At 59.4% G+C, this 18,494-nt stretch carries 17 protein-coding genes and 1 tRNA gene; 7 read left to right on the forward strand and 11 right to left on the reverse strand.

All coding sequences use genetic code 11. The features are described 5' to 3' along the window. Positions 1-3: 3 nt before the first annotated feature. Both ACYVI2_RS16840 and ACYVI2_RS16845 read right to left on the reverse strand, forming a co-directional pair. On the reverse strand, positions 4-981 hold the full coding sequence (locus ACYVI2_RS16840; RefSeq protein WP_415815636.1) for an ABC transporter permease: 978 nt from the start codon (positions 979-981) through the stop codon (positions 4-6). Between the two features lie 144 nt (positions 982-1,125). Continuing rightward, positions 1,126-2,739: an ABC transporter substrate-binding protein gene (locus ACYVI2_RS16845; RefSeq protein ID WP_415815638.1), complete on the reverse strand. Its 1,614-nt coding sequence runs from the start codon at positions 2,737-2,739 to the stop codon at positions 1,126-1,128. Positions 2,740-3,139: 400 nt separating this feature from the next. Between ACYVI2_RS16845 and ACYVI2_RS16850 the strand changes: the two genes are divergently transcribed. Continuing rightward, complete coding sequence (locus ACYVI2_RS16850; RefSeq protein WP_415815640.1) at positions 3,140-4,063, forward strand: LysR family transcriptional regulator; 924 nt, start codon at positions 3,140-3,142, stop codon at positions 4,061-4,063. A 219-nt stretch (positions 4,064-4,282) separates the two neighbouring features. Here ACYVI2_RS16850 and ACYVI2_RS16855 read toward each other — a convergent pair whose 3' ends face one another. From ACYVI2_RS16855 to ACYVI2_RS16865, 3 genes are all read right to left on the reverse strand, one after another. After that, positions 4,283-5,908, reverse strand: a complete 1,626-nt coding sequence (locus tag ACYVI2_RS16855) for an ABC transporter substrate-binding protein (RefSeq protein ID WP_415815642.1) — start codon at positions 5,906-5,908, stop codon at positions 4,283-4,285. Positions 5,909-6,391: 483 nt separating this feature from the next. Then, positions 6,392-6,625: a hypothetical protein gene (locus tag ACYVI2_RS16860; RefSeq protein WP_415815644.1), complete on the reverse strand. Its 234-nt coding sequence runs from the start codon at positions 6,623-6,625 to the stop codon at positions 6,392-6,394. A gap of 96 nt (positions 6,626-6,721) precedes the next feature. Beyond that, on the reverse strand, positions 6,722-7,618 hold the full coding sequence (locus tag ACYVI2_RS16865; RefSeq protein ID WP_415815646.1) for an NAD(P)H-hydrate dehydratase: 897 nt from the start codon (positions 7,616-7,618) through the stop codon (positions 6,722-6,724). Between the two features lie 108 nt (positions 7,619-7,726). Between ACYVI2_RS16865 and ACYVI2_RS16870 the strand changes: the two genes are divergently transcribed. Beyond that, the gene (locus ACYVI2_RS16870; protein ID WP_415815647.1) at positions 7,727-8,560 is read left to right on the forward strand and encodes an enoyl-CoA hydratase/isomerase family protein; all 834 of its coding nucleotides are present in this window, start codon (positions 7,727-7,729) and stop codon (positions 8,558-8,560) included. 79 nt (positions 8,561-8,639) lie between these two features. Here ACYVI2_RS16870 and ACYVI2_RS16875 read toward each other — a convergent pair whose 3' ends face one another. Both ACYVI2_RS16875 and ACYVI2_RS16880 read right to left on the reverse strand, forming a co-directional pair. Beyond that, the gene (locus tag ACYVI2_RS16875) at positions 8,640-9,383 is read right to left on the reverse strand and encodes an enoyl-CoA hydratase-related protein (RefSeq protein ID WP_415815649.1); all 744 of its coding nucleotides are present in this window, start codon (positions 9,381-9,383) and stop codon (positions 8,640-8,642) included. A 19-nt stretch (positions 9,384-9,402) separates the two neighbouring features. Further along, entirely contained in the window at positions 9,403-10,398 is a 996-nt protein-coding gene (locus ACYVI2_RS16880; RefSeq protein ID WP_415815651.1) for an NAD(P)H-dependent flavin oxidoreductase, read from the reverse strand. Between the two features lie 156 nt (positions 10,399-10,554). Between ACYVI2_RS16880 and ACYVI2_RS16885 the strand changes: the two genes are divergently transcribed. The 4 genes from ACYVI2_RS16885 to ACYVI2_RS16900 all read left to right on the forward strand — a co-directional run bounded on the left by ACYVI2_RS16885 (position 10,555) and on the right by ACYVI2_RS16900 (position 15,378). After that, entirely contained in the window at positions 10,555-11,175 is a 621-nt protein-coding gene (locus ACYVI2_RS16885) for a TetR/AcrR family transcriptional regulator (RefSeq protein WP_415815653.1), read from the forward strand. Between the two features lie 69 nt (positions 11,176-11,244). Beyond that, entirely contained in the window at positions 11,245-12,393 is a 1,149-nt protein-coding gene (locus ACYVI2_RS16890; protein WP_415815655.1) for an acyl-CoA dehydrogenase family protein, read from the forward strand. A gap of 226 nt (positions 12,394-12,619) precedes the next feature. Beyond that, positions 12,620-13,840 (forward strand): CaiB/BaiF CoA transferase family protein, encoded by a 1,221-nt coding sequence (locus tag ACYVI2_RS16895; protein ID WP_415815657.1) that lies wholly within the window; start codon positions 12,620-12,622, stop codon positions 13,838-13,840. A gap of 11 nt (positions 13,841-13,851) precedes the next feature. Next, a complete protein-coding gene (locus tag ACYVI2_RS16900; protein WP_415815659.1) occupies positions 13,852-15,378 on the forward strand; it encodes a 3-hydroxyacyl-CoA dehydrogenase in 1,527 nt (508 codons plus the stop codon). Between the two features lie 114 nt (positions 15,379-15,492). Here the strand turns inward: ACYVI2_RS16900 and ACYVI2_RS16905 are convergent, their stop codons facing one another. Further along, positions 15,493-16,413 carry a c-type cytochrome gene (locus ACYVI2_RS16905; RefSeq protein WP_415815661.1) on the reverse strand — a complete coding sequence of 307 codons (921 nt, stop codon included), beginning with the start codon at positions 16,411-16,413 and terminating at the stop codon, positions 15,493-15,495. Between the two features lie 213 nt (positions 16,414-16,626). Here ACYVI2_RS16905 and ACYVI2_RS16910 point away from each other — a divergent pair. Continuing rightward, positions 16,627-16,701, forward strand: a tRNA-Arg gene (locus ACYVI2_RS16910). Between the two features lie 122 nt (positions 16,702-16,823). On the opposite strand, the gene ACYVI2_RS16915 is transcribed toward ACYVI2_RS16910, so the two are convergent. The 3 genes from ACYVI2_RS16915 to ACYVI2_RS16925 form a co-directional block, all read right to left on the reverse strand. Next, the gene (locus ACYVI2_RS16915) at positions 16,824-17,330 is read right to left on the reverse strand and encodes a hypothetical protein (protein WP_415815663.1); all 507 of its coding nucleotides are present in this window, start codon (positions 17,328-17,330) and stop codon (positions 16,824-16,826) included. A gap of 124 nt (positions 17,331-17,454) precedes the next feature. Then, on the reverse strand, positions 17,455-17,847 hold the full coding sequence (locus ACYVI2_RS16920; protein WP_415815665.1) for a hypothetical protein: 393 nt from the start codon (positions 17,845-17,847) through the stop codon (positions 17,455-17,457). Positions 17,848-18,124: 277 nt separating this feature from the next. Next, positions 18,125-18,481 carry a hypothetical protein gene (locus tag ACYVI2_RS16925; RefSeq protein WP_415815667.1) on the reverse strand — a complete coding sequence of 119 codons (357 nt, stop codon included), beginning with the start codon at positions 18,479-18,481 and terminating at the stop codon, positions 18,125-18,127. Between the last annotated feature and the right edge of the window lie 13 nt (positions 18,482-18,494).

Genomic DNA, 18,494 nt, shown 5'->3' on the forward strand with positions numbered 1-18,494 from the left:
GCGTTAATGCGAAGGAGCGACGAGTTGCACGCGCGGATCGAGCGCGGCATACAAGATATCGACAACAAAATTGACGATCACAAAGATGAGCGTGACCAGCATCACATAGGCCACGACGACCGGGCGATCCAGTTGGTACACGCTATCGATCAAGAGCTTGCCCATGCCGGGCCAGGCGAACACGGTTTCGGTGATGGTGGAATAGGCGATCAGGCTGCCGAACTCCATCCCGACTACGGTCACCACAGGGATCAGGATATTGCGCAGAATGTGCCGGCGCACAATGCGTCCCGGCTTCACGCCTTTGGCGCGTGCGAATTTTACGTATTCCTGGGTTTGCGCCTCGGCGACTCCCGTGGCGGTCAGGCGTAATACCAAGGCGATATTGGCGAGCGCCAAATTGATGGCAGGCATGATCACATGCGACCAGCCATCGACGGTCAATATCGACAGTGGGACACCCAGCACGCTGACCGTGTCGCCGCGCCCGGATGCCGGCAGCCAGCCTAGCCAGACGGCAAACAACAGGATCAGCATCATGCCCTGCCAGAAATTGGGCAGCGAAAAACCCAGCACCGACGTGGCCATGATGCCGCGCCCCAATGGCCGATCGCGGTATAGACCTGCAACCAGGCCCAACGGGATCCCGATAATACAGGTCAGGGTAATGGCGACCACCACCAATTCAAACGTGGCCGGCATGCGTTGCACGATCAGCTCGATCGCGGGGATACCATGTACGAACGACGTGCCGAGATCGCCGTGCAGCGCACGTTCCAGAAAGGTGAAGTACTGATGCCAGATGGGCTGATCCAGCCCCAGGCGGGCGATGGTGGCGGCGCGTGCTTCCACCGTGGCTTCAGGGCTGACCAGCAACTCGATCGGATCCCCCACGGCATACACCGCGAAAAACACCACGACCGAGACGGCCAGCAGGACGAACAGGCTTTGAATCAACCTGCGTAGGGTAAACAGAACCACGTTAGGCGTTCCTTACGACTTGCAAAAAAAGTCCTCATGCCGGGCCATCGATTGGCTGTCCATGAGGCGTGGCGCGGCGCGGGAACATGTCTCACGCTGCGCCTGGGGGCTCACCGTTCCAGAGGGGCGTTGTTACAGGCGACCTTAGGGAACGGATTTCACTGACGAAGCGAGAGTGTACTGGTCTGCGCGCCCTTCGTAGGTCAACCCCTTGCGAAATGCCCAGATGCTGCTCTCGAAATGCAGGGGAATACTGGGCAGATCGGCCAGTGTCAGTGTCAAGGCCTGCTGCAACAGTTTTTCACGTTGCGCGTCGTCTACCGTGGTGACCGCCTGGCGGAATATCTGATCCAACTCCGGATTCGAATAGCGGCCGTAGTTGCTGGTACCCATGCCCAACTCGGGCGCAAACGAGGTCACCCAGTACTGCAGGAAAGATGATGCCTCACCGGTTTCAGATGACCAGCCTCCCATCGAAAAGCTGAATTCCCGCTTGGCGCGCCTCGGGAAATACACCGAGCGGGTCATGGTGTCGACATGTGTCTTGATGCCTATGCGCGACAGATATTGCGCCACGGCCTGGGTGATCTGGCCATCGTTGATGTACCGATCATTGGTTGATGACAGGGTGAGTTCAAAACCATTGGGATATCCTGCTTCGGCCAGGAGTTTTTTCGCCCCCGCAGGATCGTAGGTCAACTGCGGCGGATGAGGCAGCGTTCCAAACATCCCGTCAGGCAAGAACTGATTGGCAGGCATGGCCATTCCGTCCATGATCCGGTCGACTATGGTCTTGCGGTCGATCGCCATGCTGATGGCCCGCCGCACGCGGGCATCCTGCAGGGGATTCTTGCCATTGCCGGCTTTCACGAACGGGCTGTTTTCGCGGCCGACGTCCGCCTGGAAATACACGACGCGCACCGAGGGCGTGACGACATAACCAAAGCCTGGCGTGCTCTTGATACGTTGCACGTCACGAGCAGCAGGGCTTTCGACGACATCGAAATCGCCGGCCAACAAGCCCGTCAGTCGAGGGCCGGCGTTCGGCACGGGTACAAACTTCACGTTGCGCCACTCGGGTTTTTGGCCCCAGTAATCCTCGTTGCGTTCGAGTTCAATCCCGCTGCCTTTCACGTACGATTTGAGCTTGTACGGGCCCGTGCCGATGGCATGCTTGCCATTATTGAAATCCGCGACTCTGGGCCAGCCGCCGGTGACGCCGCATTTTTTCTCCAGATCGAACGTAATGGGGCCGTGTTCGGCGATGCCGTTCCATATGATGCCCATCCGCGTGAGATCGTTGGGTAGCAGGGGATACGGTTTTCGCGTTTTGATGATCAGCGTATGGGCATCCGGCGTCTGGACATCGGCGAATTTCTGCACGACGGCTTCATACGAGCCCGCGATCGACTCTTCGTTATTCATGGCACGGCAAAACGTGAAAATCACATCCTGCGGCGTCAGCGGCTGACCGTTCGAAAACTTGACGTCTTTCTGCAGCTTGAATTCCCAGGTCGTGTCGTCCAGCGTTTTCCACGATGCAGCCAGGCCGGGAATCAAACTCATCTTGGCATCCTGAGCCACCAAGGTCTCGAAAATCTGCGACGCCATGGCATTGTTCGGCGTGGCTTGGTGGTAGTGCGGATCGATAGCGGTTGGCTCCGAGGCCAATGCGATGGTCAGGGATTGGGCGTGAGCGCCGGCAGCCAAGCCGAGCAGTGCAGTCAGGGTGGCCAAGCGAAGGCGAGAGACGATCATGGTGTGTTCTCTGGGCGAGGTTCTTGGGCGAATGCAAAGCGGGGAATACAGGGATCAGGCGTAGGCACGACAGCTACGTCTGGAGGAGGGGGACAATGAGGGAACGCTGAGGCGAGCACAATTCACCGGCTCTGTATCGAGCTGCTCGTGTCAAACCATGCGCGTGTGCCGGACACAATGGCCGGATTCGTGCCAGGATCACCGTTTTCCCCCTGGGAAAGGCCGCTGGCCTGAGGCTCGTGCGGCGCTGATTCTTATCTTGAGGCTGATTCTAGGGGCCTGTCAGCTTTCTCGACAATTAGAATATTTGCCACAGCATTTGCTTTTTTGGCAAAGCTGCAGGGAAAATACAGCCGTTCTAGCGCTCGGATCCCGACCCATGAGCAGAGGTTAAGCAGCCATGCACGGCATCGCATTGAAGTACTTTGTGGCTGTCGCCCAAGCAGGCAGTCTGAGCGGCGCGTCCAAGCAATTGCACGTCGCGGTGTCGGCCATCAGCCGCCAAATCGCCGGCTTGGAAGAAGAAGTCGGCTCCCCGCTATTCGATCGGGCGCCTCGGGGCATGGTCTTGAGCGAGGCTGGCCGGCTTCTGCTGGCTCATGCACGCCGTACGCAATTAGAGGCAGATGAAGTGCTGCGGCAGATCGCGGGGCTGCAAGGCGCGCCGCACGACGAAATCCGGGTCGGAGCATCAGAAGGCCCCGCACAGGGGTTTTTGCCCGTCGCGATGGTCGATTTTCGAAAGCAATATCCGCGCACGCGCTTTGCACTGCATGTCTTGACCCCGCCCGAGGCGATGCGCGCCATTGCCAACGGCGATATCGACGTCTCGGTATCCTTCAACGTCGAGCCCGCCCAAGGGGTGCAGGTATTGCACTCGTGGCGTGCACCCGTCTACGCCGTCATGGCCGTGAATCATCCCTTGGCGGCTCGCAGTCCGCTACATCTGGAGGAGGTGTTGGCTTATCCTTTGGCGTTGACTGACGACAAAAGCACTGCCCGGCGTCTCTTGAACCGCACATGTGCCCTGGAGGCTGTGCCTTTGCACGCAGCCCTGGTATCGAATTACTCGCCAGCGCTGCATGGTTTCGTACGGCATTCCAACGCCGTGATGTTCGCTGGATATATCTCTGTAGCGTGGCGATTGGTTCAGGACGGGCTGGTCGCGCGTCCCGTCGTCAGCGCCGAGCTGCAATCGCGTAATTTGCAGATCCAGACCATGGAAGGCCGTTTGCTGCCGATCGGGGTGACCCGTTTCATCGACCACCTGAAGGCGCGTATCGATGCCCTGGAGTCAACGTTGGAGTCATCACCGGGACGCTGACGTGGCGGTGCTGCCCTCACGGGCACTGTGGGTTGCCTAGCGAGAAAGCCCAAACGATAAAAACCTCATGCCACGCCGCCGGCGTGCCGTCTTCCGGGAGCTTTATCTTGGGAGCGGCCCAGCGATAAAAAGCCCCTCGAAACCGGATCGGAATCCCATTTTGAGGGGCAGATGCGCGATCGCTCGCGCACTCAGCCGCGTTATGCGACCAAGTCAGGCTTACTTGCCCTTTGCCGAATGCACCGACATGGCCAGCGTGTACTGGTCGCGGCGGCCTTCATAGTCCAGGCCTTTGCGGAACGCCCAGATGCTGCTTTCAAAGTGCAGCGGGATCAGCGGCAGCGTATCCAGCGCGATTTGCGTGGATTGCTGCAGCAGTTGCTTGCGCTTTTCCGGGTCGATCGTGACGATAGCCTGTTCATAGACCTTGTCGAAATCGGGATTCGAATAGCCACCGTAGTTGCTGGTGCCCAGACTGCGGTTCGAATCCAGCGAAGCCACCCACAATTGGAACAACGCCGAGGCCTCGCCCGTTTCCGCCGGCCAGCCGCCCATCGCGAAACTGAACTCACGCTTGGCGCGCTTGGGGAAATAAATCGAAGCCGTCATCGCATCGACATGCGCCTTGATCCCGATGCGCGACAGGTATTGCGCCACGGCCTGGGTAACCTGAGCATCATTCACATAGCGGTTGTTCGTGGATGACAGCGTCAGTTCAAAACCGTCCGGGTAGCCAGCTTCAGCCAGGAGTTTCTTGGCGCCTTCCGGGTCGTACTTGATCTCGGGCGCTTTGGGCAGGGCGCCAAACATGCCATCGGGCATGAATTGGTACGCCGGGGTGGCCAGCCCATCCATGATGCGCTGATTGATGGTTTTGCGGTCGATCGCCATATTGATTGCCTGGCGCACGCGCAGATCCTGCAGCGGGTTTTTGCCATCGGAGCTTTTGACGAAGGGGCTCGGGTTGCGGCCGACATCAGGCTGGAAAAACACCAGGCGCGTCGATGGGGTAGCGATAAAGCCGAAGTTGCTGTTGTCTTTCAGGCGTGGCAGATCTCGTGCCGCCGGGTTTTCGATGACATCGAAATCACCCGAGAGCAAGCCCGTCAGGCGCGGGCCGGCGTTCGGCACGGGGACGAACTTCACCGTTTTCCATTCGGGTTTCGTACCCCAATAGTTTTCGTTGCGTTCCAGCTCGATCCCGGTGCCTTTGACGTACGACTTCAACGTGTACGGCCCGGTGCCAATGGCATCTTTGCCATTATTGAAATCCGCCACCGTCGGCCACGGACCGGTCACGCCGCAGCCTTCCTTCGGCGCGAATTTCAGCGGGCCGTGTTCCACGATGCCGTTCCAGATGATGGGCAATTGCCGGGCCAATTCGGCCGGCATCAGAGGAAAGGGCTCTGCCGTCTTCAGAATGACGGTGTGCTCGTCGGGTGTCTGCACGTCCGTCAGCAGCTTGGTGACCGTCATGTACGACTGCGAGATGTTGGTCTCGTTGTTCAGCGTGCGGCAGACCGAAAACAGCACATCTTGCGATGTAAACGGCTGGCCATTCGAGAACTTCACGCCGTCGCGCAGCTTCAGCTCCCAGGTCAGATCGTCCAGGTTTTTCCACGATGTCGCCAGACCGGGGATGAGCTCCATGTCGGCATTGCGATTGATCAGCGAGTCATAGACATGCGCGGCGAACGCATCGTTCTGGGTCTGCTTGTGATAGTGCGGATCAGCAGAGGTGGGTTCGGACGACAGGGCGATCGTCAGCGACTGGGCCAGGACAGTCGGCGCGGCAGCAAGGCTGGCGGTCGCGGCCAGCAAGGCCAGGGAAGTACGCAATTTCATTGGGGCTCCGAATCGGCGAATGACTGCGCCACGATCAGCAGGGGGCCGAAAGTAGTAATCAATCATTGCAAGGGGGCGATTATCGGAAGCGATTTCGTGCGTTGTCAATGCGCACAGTCCGCTATTGCCGACCCAGATTTCCGTGCTCGCGACCCAAAAGCCCCGCGCTGTGCCTTTGGTGTTGTCTGCAAGGGGGAGTTTTATTTTGGGTGTCCGGGCAACAAAATATAAAGGCGCCGCGCCCCGCTTCGGGGTGCGGCGCCTTGGGGCGCATCGTGTGATACCGCTAGGGCATTGCCGGACTGCTACCGGGTTGCCTCAGTGTGCAAAGAACAGTGTTCAGCGGACTGCATCGCCACAGCATCGTGGCACGCGTGCGAAAGCCTTTGCGAGGCAACGGGCAAAGCCAGCGGATATCACCGCAAACGGGCAAGACTTTGCCGCCGGCCTCTTTTCAGAGGGGGGCGGCAAGTTGCCCGCGGATTACCACTGCGAGCCAGTGTAGTGGGCGCTGGCGGCGCGCGCGCGGTTCATAGCGTCATGGACTTCAGTGACGTAGTCGGCAAAGGCACCGACAGCGCGGGCGATCGCAGAGCCGGCTTGCTTGAGCAGGGCTTGCGGTTGGATGTTCTGTTGGCTTTCCATTGCGCCACGGAGCAGGTCGCGCTCGAGGGCATCGGTCAGGCGGGCGTTTTGGTTCAGGGTCAGTTCAGTCATGGTATTTCTCCAGTCCGTTTCGTCATGGGGTAAACCATTATAGGGATAACCCTAAGTGCATTGCAACATAAAACTGTGGATAAGTTGTAACTCCCTCTAACCGTGGTGGTTTCGCAACTGGCGTGCAGCGTTCGCCAGTTCTCCCGCTGTCAGTCCTATAGGGCCGACGCCGGCCGATACCAGCGCGTCGGCAGCCGCGCCGTGTAGCCAGACCGCGCCCGGCACGGCCTGATCCAGCGTGATGTTCTGGGCAATCAGACTGCCCATCATGCCGGCCAGGACATCTCCCGTCCCGGCCGTGGCGAGGCCTGGATTACCTGTGCGATTGATCCAACACCGGCCATCGGGCCGGCAGACGAGCGTGCCTGCCCCTTTGAGAACGACCCAGGCCTGATGCCGTTGAGCCAGGGCTCGGGCCGCATGCTGACGATTGGCCTGAATTTCCCGGCTGGTGCAATTCAGCAGCCGGGCAGCCTCGGCAGGGTGAGGGGTCAAAATCACCGTGCCGGGTCCCCACGCGGGCAATAGCCCTCCCGCCAGGAGGTTGAGCCCGTCGGCATCCAGGATCAGAGGGGTATTGCCCCGCAGCGCAAATAACCTGTTGAGGGTGTTCAATGCCTGTGTACCCGTTCCGAGTCCGCAGCCTGCCACCCAGGCGTCCACAGGGAGGGCGGCCTGAAAAAGCGAAGCGGCATCGCGCAACATCAACTCTGGCTGCAGCAAATCGCACGCGATCGGGCAGTCTGTTTGAGCAAATCCAATCAGTACCTTGCCAGCCCCGGTTTTCAGCGCAGCTCGTCCGGCCAGTAACGCCGCTCCCACCATGCCGGGGCCGCCGCCGATGATCGCCACGGTGCCAAATGTGCCTTTGTGAGCCTCGGTAGGGCGCGCCGCAAACAAAGAGGGCAAGTTCTCGGGACAGATCGAGGTGGGTTCCCCCTCTGACGCCGAGAGATTGGGAAGGGGACGGATATTGGTCTGGTGGTCGGGCATAGTCAGGCGGTATTCGCTAGGTTGAACTCCCGCTTGCTGCCCGAGAGCAGCGGCAGGCGACTATCCACTATAGTGCCCGGAAAGCATTCACATCGCACGGAGGAGATCATGTCCGATACATCGCTCGCGCATTACGCGCGTTACCAATCCCTGAAACTGCGCCGTCATCCGCAGGGCGTCCTGGAAATCATCATGGGGTCCCGAGGTGGCGTGGCGGGGAAACTGTCTACGGCCGACGAACATCTACATCGAGAGCTGGCCGATATTTGGCGCGACGTGGATACGGACCCGGATACCCGGGTCGTGGTGCTTCGTGGCGAGGGCAAGGGCTTTTCCGGCGGTGGGGATCTGGAATTGGTCGAGCAGATGGCCGATGATTTTCAAGTGCGGTCCCGCGTCTGGCGCGAGGCACGCGACCTGGTCTACAACGTGATCAACTGCAACAAACCCATCGTGTCCGCCATGCACGGCGCAGCCGTGGGGGCTGGTCTGGTCGCCGGGCTGCTGGCCGACATTTCCATTGCCGCTCGCGATGCCCGCATCATTGACGGGCATACCCGGCTCGGGGTAGCTGCCGGCGACCATGCCGCCATCGTCTGGCCGCTACTGTGCGGCATGGCCAAGTCGAAGTACTACTTATTATTGTGCGAAACCGTCAGTGGCGAGGAAGCCGAACGCATCGGCCTCGTCTCGTTGTGCGTGGATGAGGCAGAGCTCATCGCCAAGGCTTTCGAAGTCGCAGGCAAATTGGCCAACGGTTCTCAAACCGCCATCCGCTGGACCAAATATGCGCTGAACAACTGGCTGCGTATGGCGGGGCCCAGTTTCGATGCCTCACTGGCATTGGAATTCATGGGCTTTGCGGGGCCGGACGTGCGCGAGGGCATACAGTCCTTGCGCGAGCGGCGTCCGCCGAATTTCAGTGCGGACGCGCCGTTCTGAGTGGACGAGCCCGCGCAGACTGCGCGAACGGGTGTCGGTAGCCGGCGCTTGTTGCCTTATGTGGCGCTGCGTGGCGCCATCAACGTTTGTTCAAAAAGCGCGCGAAAGCGTCCTGCGCCTCTTGGGTTTTCAGGCGTGCCCGAAACTGCGTGGCTTCAAATTCCAGCGTTTCCGCAATGGCCTCGCGATCAGCGCGCTTGAGCATGTTCTTGGTCAGGCGCAGCGCTTGACGTGGTTGTTCGGCTAGTACCGCGGCGACTTGTTTCGCCATGGCCAACGCGTCGCCAGGGTCGGTGACAGCGGTGGCCAGCCCCGCATCTTGCGCCTCGTCGGCGCTGAACGCTTTGCCTTGCAGCAGCCATTGCGCAGCCTTACGCGCACCGGCCAGACGCGGCAGCAACAGACTGGATGCGCCCTCTGGACACAGGCCGAGCGCGACAAACGGAATCCGCAAGGTCGCATTGCGGGCAACATAGACAAAATCGCAATGCTGCAGCAGTGTCACACCGATCCCGATGGCATAACCCTCTACCGCCGCGATGACCGGCACGTCCGTGGCGATCAGGGCCCGCAGAAAGGTCATTCCCGCGCTGTCGCCCTCGGGACGGTCGGCCTGAAAATCATGCAAATCATTGCCGGCGGTGAAATGTTCGCCTGTGCCCGACAAAATGATGGCGGACAAGCCAGGATCCTCGGTTGCCTGACGCAGTTGATCCGCCAATGCATAATAGGTCGCGATATCCAAGGCATTGCGGCGTTCGGGCCGATTGAGCGTCAGTTGCAGAACCGAGCCGGCGCGTTCGACGATGAGGCTATTTGGCATGGTCTCAATCCTCAGTGACTCAATTGGCCAGTGTTTTGCCCGCCAGGCGGTCCTGACTCTGTCGATATTCCTGCCGCAGTGTCGCCACGATCTCGGCCGCTGGACGCACGCTGTCTATACCGCCTACTCCTTGTCCCGCGCCCCAGATGTCTTTCCAAGGCTTGACGCGGGTTGATCCAAAATTGGACGCGCCCGTATCGGGAACGGGCAGGTTGGCAGGATCCAATCCTGCCGCCGCGATGCTGGCCTTCAGATAGTTGCCGGGTATCCCGGTAAAGAACGGCGTGTACAAAATATCCGACGCACTTGCATCCACGATTGCCTGTTTATATGCCCCTGAGGCGTTGGCTTCGGCGCTCGCGATAAATCGGGTACCCATATAGGCAAAATCCGCCCCCATCGCCAGCGCACCCAATATCCCTGCACCCGAGGTGATCGCGCCCGACAAAATAATCGGACCGTCATAAATACGCCGCACCTCGGACAACAAGGCGAACGGGCTGAGCGTGCCAGCATGGCCGCCTGCACCCGCGCACACCAGAATCAGACCATCGACCCCGGCTTCCAGCGCTTTCTCGGCATGGCGCAGCGTCGTCACATCATGGAAAACCTTTCCTCCCCATGCATGAATTTCCGCGACCAGATCCCCGGGCGCCCGCAGGCTGGTGATGATAAAGGGCACTCGATGTTTACCGCAGCTCTGCAGATCGTGTTCCAACCGATCGTTGGACTGGTGAATGATCTGATTCACCGCAAACGGCGCTACCACCGCCGACGGATTGGCCTGCCGATAATCGGCCAGCCCCGCTTGTACCTCCGACAGCCAGTCGTCCAGCAGAGTCTGGGGGCGGGCGTTTAGCGCAGGAAAGGACCCCATCACGCCGCTCGTGCACTGCGCCACCGTCAATTTCGGATTCGACACAATAAACATGGGCGAGCAGATGACCGGCAACGTCATCTGCGCATAGAGCTGATTGACCAGGGAATTGGGCTGAGCTTCGTCGCGTGCGTTCATGATGAGGAGACGTAGTGGTTGAAAGAGGGGAGAACACGTGCTTATAATTACCTACCGGCTGTCCGGTAATTAATTTTCTTTCATTTAACGGCATGCGTCGCGGGCCTGTCAATGCAGGTTTATCGGTGTAGCCGGCCACGCCAGATTCAGGTCGCCATGTCTACTAGCCCGCTCGCTGCCAAACGCCCCCGTGCTGGCCGGCCGCCCACGATGGCCGCTCCTCGGGAACGCATCCTGGAAGAGGCTGCCCGGCTATTCGCCCGTTGCGGCTACGAGAGCAGCTCGATCGCCGATCTGGCCGCCGCCATTGGTGTGTCCAAGGCCGCCATTTATCACTACTACACGACCAAACAAGATATCTACGACGCCATCATTCTGGATGTGCTGGCTGGGCTGACCGCCGCCGTGTCGCATGCGGTCTCCCAGGCCACGGCAGCTCCAGAGCGTCTACGTCAATTCATGGTGGCTCACGCCCGTTATTTTGAAGACCACCACGCCCAGTTCGTCACCATGCTGATTGGCTATTCGGGGATGGCCATCACCGAACGCGAGGATGCTGCCCGCCTGCGCGATGGTTACGAACGACTGCTGCGCCAGATCATTGCCGATGGCATCGCGCGCGGTGAGTTCCGTTCCTTGGACGTCGCGGCCAGCGGCCGTGCGGTGTTGTCGATGTTGAACTGGATGGCGCGTTGGTACCAGCCAGGCGGTGCGCAGACCGCCGAGGCCATCGCCGCCGGCTATTTCGATTTACTGAGTGGAGGAATGAATGCGTAACGACCGCAAGCCTCGCGTTCACCAGACGGCTTTTTCTTTCTTATTCTTTTTGCGTTAACAGATCTCATCATGGCCCTCGATACTGAAACCTTGAACTTGTTGCTGGACGCGGTCCGCCGCTTTGTGACCGATCGGCTCGTTCCTGCCGAAGACGCGTTGGCGCATAGTGGTGAGATTCCCGACGACATCGTCGCCGAGATGCGAGATTTGGGCCTGTTTGGCTTGTCCATTGCTCCCGAATACGGTGGCCTGGGACTGACCATGGAAGAAGAAGTCCGCGTCGTATTCGAGCTCGGACAGACGTCTCCCGCTTTTCGCTCGCTGGCCGGCACCAATATCGGTATCGGCTCACAATCCATCGTTCTGGCCGGGACCGACGAGCAGCGCAGCCATTACTTGCCCAAGCTAGCCAGCGGCGAATTGATCGGCTCTTTTGCGCTGACTGAGCCCGATGCAGGCTCTGACGCGCTATCGTTGCGCACGACTGCCGTGCGCGATGGCGATCATTACGTCTTGAATGGCACCAAGCGCTTCATTACCAACGCCCCCATCGCGGGTCTGTTTTCCGTGATGGCTCGTACCGCGCCCGAACGCAAGGCCTCATCCGTCTCGTGCTTGCTGGTCGATGCCGGAACCCCAGGCGTGACCTTGGGCAAGCCCGACAAGAAAATGGGCCAGGCGGGCGCGCTGACCTGCGACGTGATTTTCGATAATTGCCGTGTTCCTGCGTCGGCCTTGTTGGGGGGCGAGGAGGGCAATGGTTTCCGTACGGCGATGCGCGTGCTCGACAAAGGCCGTCTGCACATTTCAGCGCTGTGCGTAGGTATCGCCGAGCGCCTGATCCGCGATGCCGTCCAATACGCCACACAGCGCAAGCAGTTTGGCCAGCCTATCTCCGAATTCCAACTCATCCAAGCCATGATTGCCGACAGCCAGGCCGAGCTCTACGCCGCACGCTGCATGGTCCTGGATGCCGCGCGCAAGCGCGATCGCGGCGAGAACACCACACTGGAGGCCGCATGCTGCAAGCTCTACGTCACCGAAATGGTCGGTCGCGTGGCTGACCGCGCGGTACAGATCCACGGCGGTGCGGGCTATATCTCTGAATACGCTGTCGAGCGCTTCTATCGTGACGTGCGTCTGTTCCGCATTTTCGAGGGGACGTCGCAGATCCAGCAGTTGGTGATTGCACGCGAGACAATCAAGGCATATTCGTAATGCCCATGGTCGGCGCGGCGCACGCGATACGATGCAAGCGGCAGTGCACAGCGTTTCATGTGCGCTATCGAACGCTTGCACCCTACCGCGCTGCGCTCCATGTGCGAAATACGCACAAGAACGTGCGGAAAACAGAATACGCCTTGACCGCGGCAGGGGCTAATATCCAAAGGCTTTTCCCTCTGACCGCTTGATCACGCAGCTACTGCATTTACCTATCGCTCACATGTCACAACGACCCGCTCCCCTGACCGGCATTCGCGTTCTGGATCTGACTCGCGTCCTGGCCGGCCCCTGGTGCACTCAGAATCTTGCCGATCTGGGTGCCGAAGTCATCAAAATCGAGCGCCCAGGCTCGGGTGACGATACCCGCGCCTGGGGGCCTCCCTACCTGCAAGACGCCGACGGCGCAGACACCACAGAGGCCGCCTACTACCTGAGCGCCAATCGCAACAAGTACTCGGTGGCGCTGGATATCGCCTCGCCGCGCGGCGCCGAATTAGTGCGCCAACTGGCTCGCCAGAGCGACATCCTGGTCGAAAACTTCAAGGTCGGCGGTTTGCGTAAATACGGCCTCGACTACGAGAGCCTGAAAGCCGAGAATCCGGCGTTGATCTACTGCTCGATCACCGGCTTCGGCCAGACCGGTCCCTACGCCAGCCGTCCGGGCTATGACTTCATGATTCAGGGCATGGGCGGCTTGATGAGCATCACCGGCGAGCGCGACGATCTGCCCGGCGGCGGCCCGCAGAAAGCCGGCGTTGCCGTTGCTGACCTGATGACCGGCATGTATTCCACTGTCGGCATCCTGGCCGCTCTGCATGAGCGTAGCCGCAGTGGTTTGGGCCAGCACATCGACATGGCCTTGCTGGACTGCCAGGTCGCCATGATGGCCAATCAAAACTTGAACTTCATGACCTCGGGCAAGGCCCCGCAGCGTGCCGGCAACGCGCACCAGAACCTGGTGCCTTATCAGGTCTTCGCCGCGGCCGATGGCCATTTGATCGTGGCTGTGGGCAACGATAGCCAGTTCCGCAACTATTGCCGCGTCATTGGCACGCCCGAGTTGGCCGAGGATCCGCGCTTTGCCACCAACCCGCAGCGCGTGAAAAATCGCGAAGCTTTGGTGCCGTTGCTCAGCGAGCGTATGGCAACGGGCAAACGCGACCATTGGCTGGCCGAGCTCGAGTCCGCTGGCGTTCCCGCCGGCCCCATCAACACGCTGGATCAGGTGTACGAGGATCCTCAGGTGCAGGCCCGCCAAATGCGGCGCGAACTGCCTCATCCCACGGCTGGCGTGGCCCCCATCGCCGCCAGCCCCTTGAAATTCTCGGATAGCCCCGTGCAATATCGCCGCCCTGCGCCCTTGCTGGGCGAGCACACTGAGCAAGTGCTCTCAGAGCGGCTGGGCTTGTCCGAAGCAGAAATCCAGGCACTAAAAACATAGGAGTAGACACGATGACAAGCGATATTCAAACCATTGCCGTGGTAGGTGCGGGCGCCATGGGCCGAGGCATTGTGCAAATCGCTGCTCAGGCAGGCGTGCAGGTCCGCCTGTACGACACGAGCGCCGATGCCGTGGCCGCCGCGCGCGAGTCCCTGCGTCAGTTGTGGGACAAACTCGCGAAAAAGGGCAAGCTCAGTCCCGAGCAGGCCGACGCCGCATTGGCACGCGTCGTGCCCGCCGCCAGCTTGCAAGATCTGGCAGACACGCAGCTCGTCATCGAGGCCATCGTCGAGCGGTTGGATATCAAGCGCGACCTGTTTTCTCAACTCGAAGCCATCGTCGGCGCTGACTGCATCCTGGCCTCCAACACCTCGTCGTTGTCGATCACTGCGATTGCCGCTGCGTGCAAGCATCCCGAGCGCGTAGCGGGCTTTCATTTTTTCAACCCCGTCGCGTTGATGAAGGTCGTCGAAGTCATCGACGGCCTGCGCACCGATCCGGCAGCGGGTGATGCCCTGGCCGCTTTGGCGCGCCGCATGGGCCATACGCCTGTCCGTGCCAAAGACATGCCCGGCTTTATCGTCAACCATGCGGGCCGTGGGATGAACATCGAGGGTTTGCGCGTCGCACAGGAAAACGTCGCGCCCTTTGCGCAAATCGACGCCATCATGCGCGAACAGGCGGGCTTTCGGATGGGGCCCTTCGAGCTGATGGATCTGACGGCGCTGGACGTTTCGCATCCGGTGATGGAATCCATCTACCGCCAGTTCTTTGACGAGCCGCGCTTCCGGCCGTCGCCTATTACCACCGTGCGCTTGGCAGGTGGCCTCATCGGCCGCAAAGCCGGCGAAGGCTTTTACGCCTACCCAGACGGTCAAAAGCAAGTCCCGGCCGAGCCACCCGTGCCAGCGGCCCAGGCAGGCCTGCAAGTCTGGATCAGCCCAGCGCATGCCGAGGGACACGCCCGTGCCCGCGCCTTGCTGCAAAGTCTGAACGCCAATCTCGTCGAGGCCGCCGAGCCGCCCGCCCAGGCCTTGATCATCGTGACGCCGTTCGGCGAAGACGTCTCCACCAGCGTTTACCAACAGCGACTGGACGCGGCTCGCACCGTTGGTCTGGACACGCTGCATCCCTTGGAAAGCGGCAAACGCCGTACGCTGATGCTTTCGCCAGCCACCCAAGCAAATTGGCGTGATGCTGCGCATGCCTTGCTGGCTGGCGACGGCGCACCCGTCAGTGTGATTCAAGACTCCCCGGGTTTTGTTGCGCAACGCATCGTGGCCGCCATCGTGAATGTGGCGGCGGAGATTGCCCAGCAGGCCATTGCAACGCCTGCCGATATCGATCGTGCTGTGACGCTGGGTCTGGGCTATCCCGCCGGCCCGCTCGCCATGGGCGACGCCTTGGGCGGTGAGCGCATTCTCGAAATCCTGCGCAATCTGCAACGCGTCACGGGCGACATGCGTTACCGCCCCAGCCTGTGGCTGCAGCGCCGCGTGCAACTAGGATTGCCGCTGCTGGCCGAAGCAGTTGCGTAAACCACAATGAGACGAGGCGCCTCTATCGGGTGCCTCGCCGTCTGGTTCTGATTCGACTGACTCTCAATGGCGTGATCGATCGCGAAACCGCCAGTCTTCAATGCCGCTTGCTGATTACTTAGCGGCATTCACCATATATTCGACCGCGGCCCGGATATCGTCTTCAGAGGCATTTGCCGCTCCGCCCTTTGGCGGCATGGCACCTTTGCCCTGCATGGCAACCTTCACCATCGCGTCGATGCCTGTCTTGATATAAGGCTCCCAGGCTGCTTTGTCAGCAAACTTGGGTGCGCCGGCGATCCCTGCGCTATGACAGGCGAAGCAGGTGCTTTTATAGAGCTTTTCCCCGGCCGGATTGACTGCAGCCTGTGCCTGCTGAGGGGCTGGCGCCGGGGCGGGGGCTGCAGCGGCTGGAGCCGGAGCAGGTGTATTACCGGCCGCTGGAGCAGGGCTTGGTGCTGCGGCGGCCGGAGCCGCTGGCGCTGCAGCGGGCTGTGAGGCTGCTGCCGAGGCCCCTGCTTGCTCAGGTGCCGCCGGTTCGTCAAACGACCCGCCTGACTGATTCGCCATGTACACCACGGCGTGAGCCACTTCGTAGTCGCTTAGTGCAGGGTTGCCGCCTTTTGCGGGCATGGCGCCTTTGCCATGCAACGCGACGTTCAACATGGTGTCGTAGCCACTCTGGATAAATGGCCCCCAGGCTGCCTTGTCTCCGAGTTTGGGTGCGCCAGCCACACCCGCGGTGTGACAGGCCGTACAGACAGCTTGAAAGACCTGTTCTCCGGTCTTGAAGACCTTGGGTGCATTGGCGTCGACGAGCTCGAAACCCGATACTGGGGCAATACGCTTATTAATGGCGTCTGTGGTTAGTGTGTCGGAGCCCGCACCCACTTTAGTGCCCGATGTGACCATATTCACGAGCAAAATAATGATGAGGATGGGGAGGACAAAAGCCAGCACGACCGTGACGATCAGCTGTTTGGGGGTCTTGATGGGCGAGGCGTGTTCTTCGTTGTGTTCCTGCTCGTTGCTCATAACCTATATCCTGCAAATCGGGTACCGGGGCGCCTAATGGCGGCAACAGACGACGAATCAACTACTACGCAAGGAGTGGTCGCAAAGCAAGACCGACCCCGCATGCAAACGCCCGATTATATAACGCATGTGAAACAAAAACAGGGACGGCAGGACATTCCATATGTCGCACCACCGCAAGAAGCAAAAACTTAGGTACAATACCGCCTCTTTGCGCCCGTAGTTCAATGGATAGAATGAGAGTTTCCGAAGCTCTTGATACAGGTTCGATTCCTGTCGGGCGCGCCAAGAATTCAACAGCTTGCTGATTTTTCTTATAAAAATTAATGGAATCGGCTGGTTCATCAGAACGATGACGACGGCCAATGCGTCGCCATCATCGTCTGGTCAGAGCTGTACACGCTAGGCTCTCATGCGAACTTATCTATCCTCTTTGCCTTCACCTCTCCCGGCGTTGGGCTAACGGTATTCGCTTGCTGGTCTTGCATTTTTTCAGTACGTTCTGCATCACTTAGTTGAGCGTAGGAAATCGTGTCTTTGAGATAATCGCGGCTCGGTCCCGCTGGCGACTCTTTTACGATATCGAGGGCACTTTTTCCGGTATGGTCCTTTGCGTTGACCAAATCGAGCCGTTGTCCAGACTTATTGGCAACGCCGATTAGCATGTCCACTTCCTCCTGGTTTCCGCTCGCGGCAGCCACATGCAGCAGCGTCTGCCCGTTTTTATCGGTAGCCATGACGTCGAATTTTTCGTCAGTGATAAATTTGTTGAACTCTGCCGGATTGTGCTCCTTGATCAAGTCAGATGCTTGCTTGAAAGAGTCTTTCTGTGGACTAATTAAATTGCCGATCGCACGGCCGACAGCGGTGTGTACAGGAAACCAATAGGAAAGTGCAGTCTTAACGCTTATGCTCATAGTGTGCCTCACCGTATAGAGAACTGACTGAATGGGAAAATTGCTGCATAAGCCCGCCAAGTCCACGAATCCCTGCTAATGGCACAACGGCAGCTACTACTGCTTAGTGAAATAAGTAGCCTGTCTATGTATGTGTATTCCTCGCAAAAATTCCTGCATGGATGGCCAGCGCGGTGAGTTCTGCCTCTGCCGCCCACGGCAGGGCAGATAAATTCCTGGTCTTGTCCGCTTCTTTTTCAATGCTTTTCGCGAAACCGGCCAGCGCTGATAGGGATTTGGAGCCGGGACGCTGCTGGGCTTCTATCGCACCCCTGGGTAGATCAATACCGCTGCGCTGCGCGCGCGTAATGAGCTCGCTGAAGTCTTCCTGAATGTGTTGCGGTACTGGGTGCTTCCTGGCAGATGTGTTGCGTGGCTTCAGGACGCGGCTCTTCGCGATGCCGGTGCCGTTCGGCTTTTCATGACATTGTTCGGGCCCACTAGAGAAACAGAAATCATGGATTGGCGATAGCTTCATGGAGAATCCTCAGTGTCACGACTCGCAGACAACGTACACCGCCATTTCTGATCAACAATGCTGACGGTGAATTGCGTCAGGTCATGATCGTGGCGTTAGCCGTTATTCAGCGCTGTGCTCGAGATGGCCTTTCGTGAATGATGAGTGCTCCAACCTCAGTGGCCTGCTGTGTCAGCGTCGTTCGTCCGGCCTGCCGTGCGCGTCAGGCCTTGTTCCGGTCACCTAGTAAAGGAGCCTTTCAAGCATGCTCGCTGCCGCGTGTCATTGAGGGCTGGTTTTAAGCCGGTTTGTTTTTGATTGCCGGACTGGGAAGCACGCTGGGCGGATGCTGATTTCCCCCTGGTTGCAGCGCGTAGAGCTTTGCCTGAAGGTCACTCATCACTCCACTGAGCGTCTTCAGTGGCTCTCCGACCGTTCCAGAGCGGTCTACGCCAGGATTCAGTTTTTTGCTTTGTTCGCCTCGGGCATTAGACGGATCAGAATTCAGCAAGGCGTCAAAGCGATCTTGCGCACTCTTGTCTGGCACGCTGGGAAGTGTTTGGAGTTGTGTGTGGGGCAGAGTGGGCGAAGAAGCCGGATTAATCGTCATGATAAGCACCTCGAAAAACAAAAAATACGCGGAAAGAACCGTCATTTAGAAAGGCTTG

It is taken from the genome of Bordetella tumbae, from assembly GCF_054780995.1.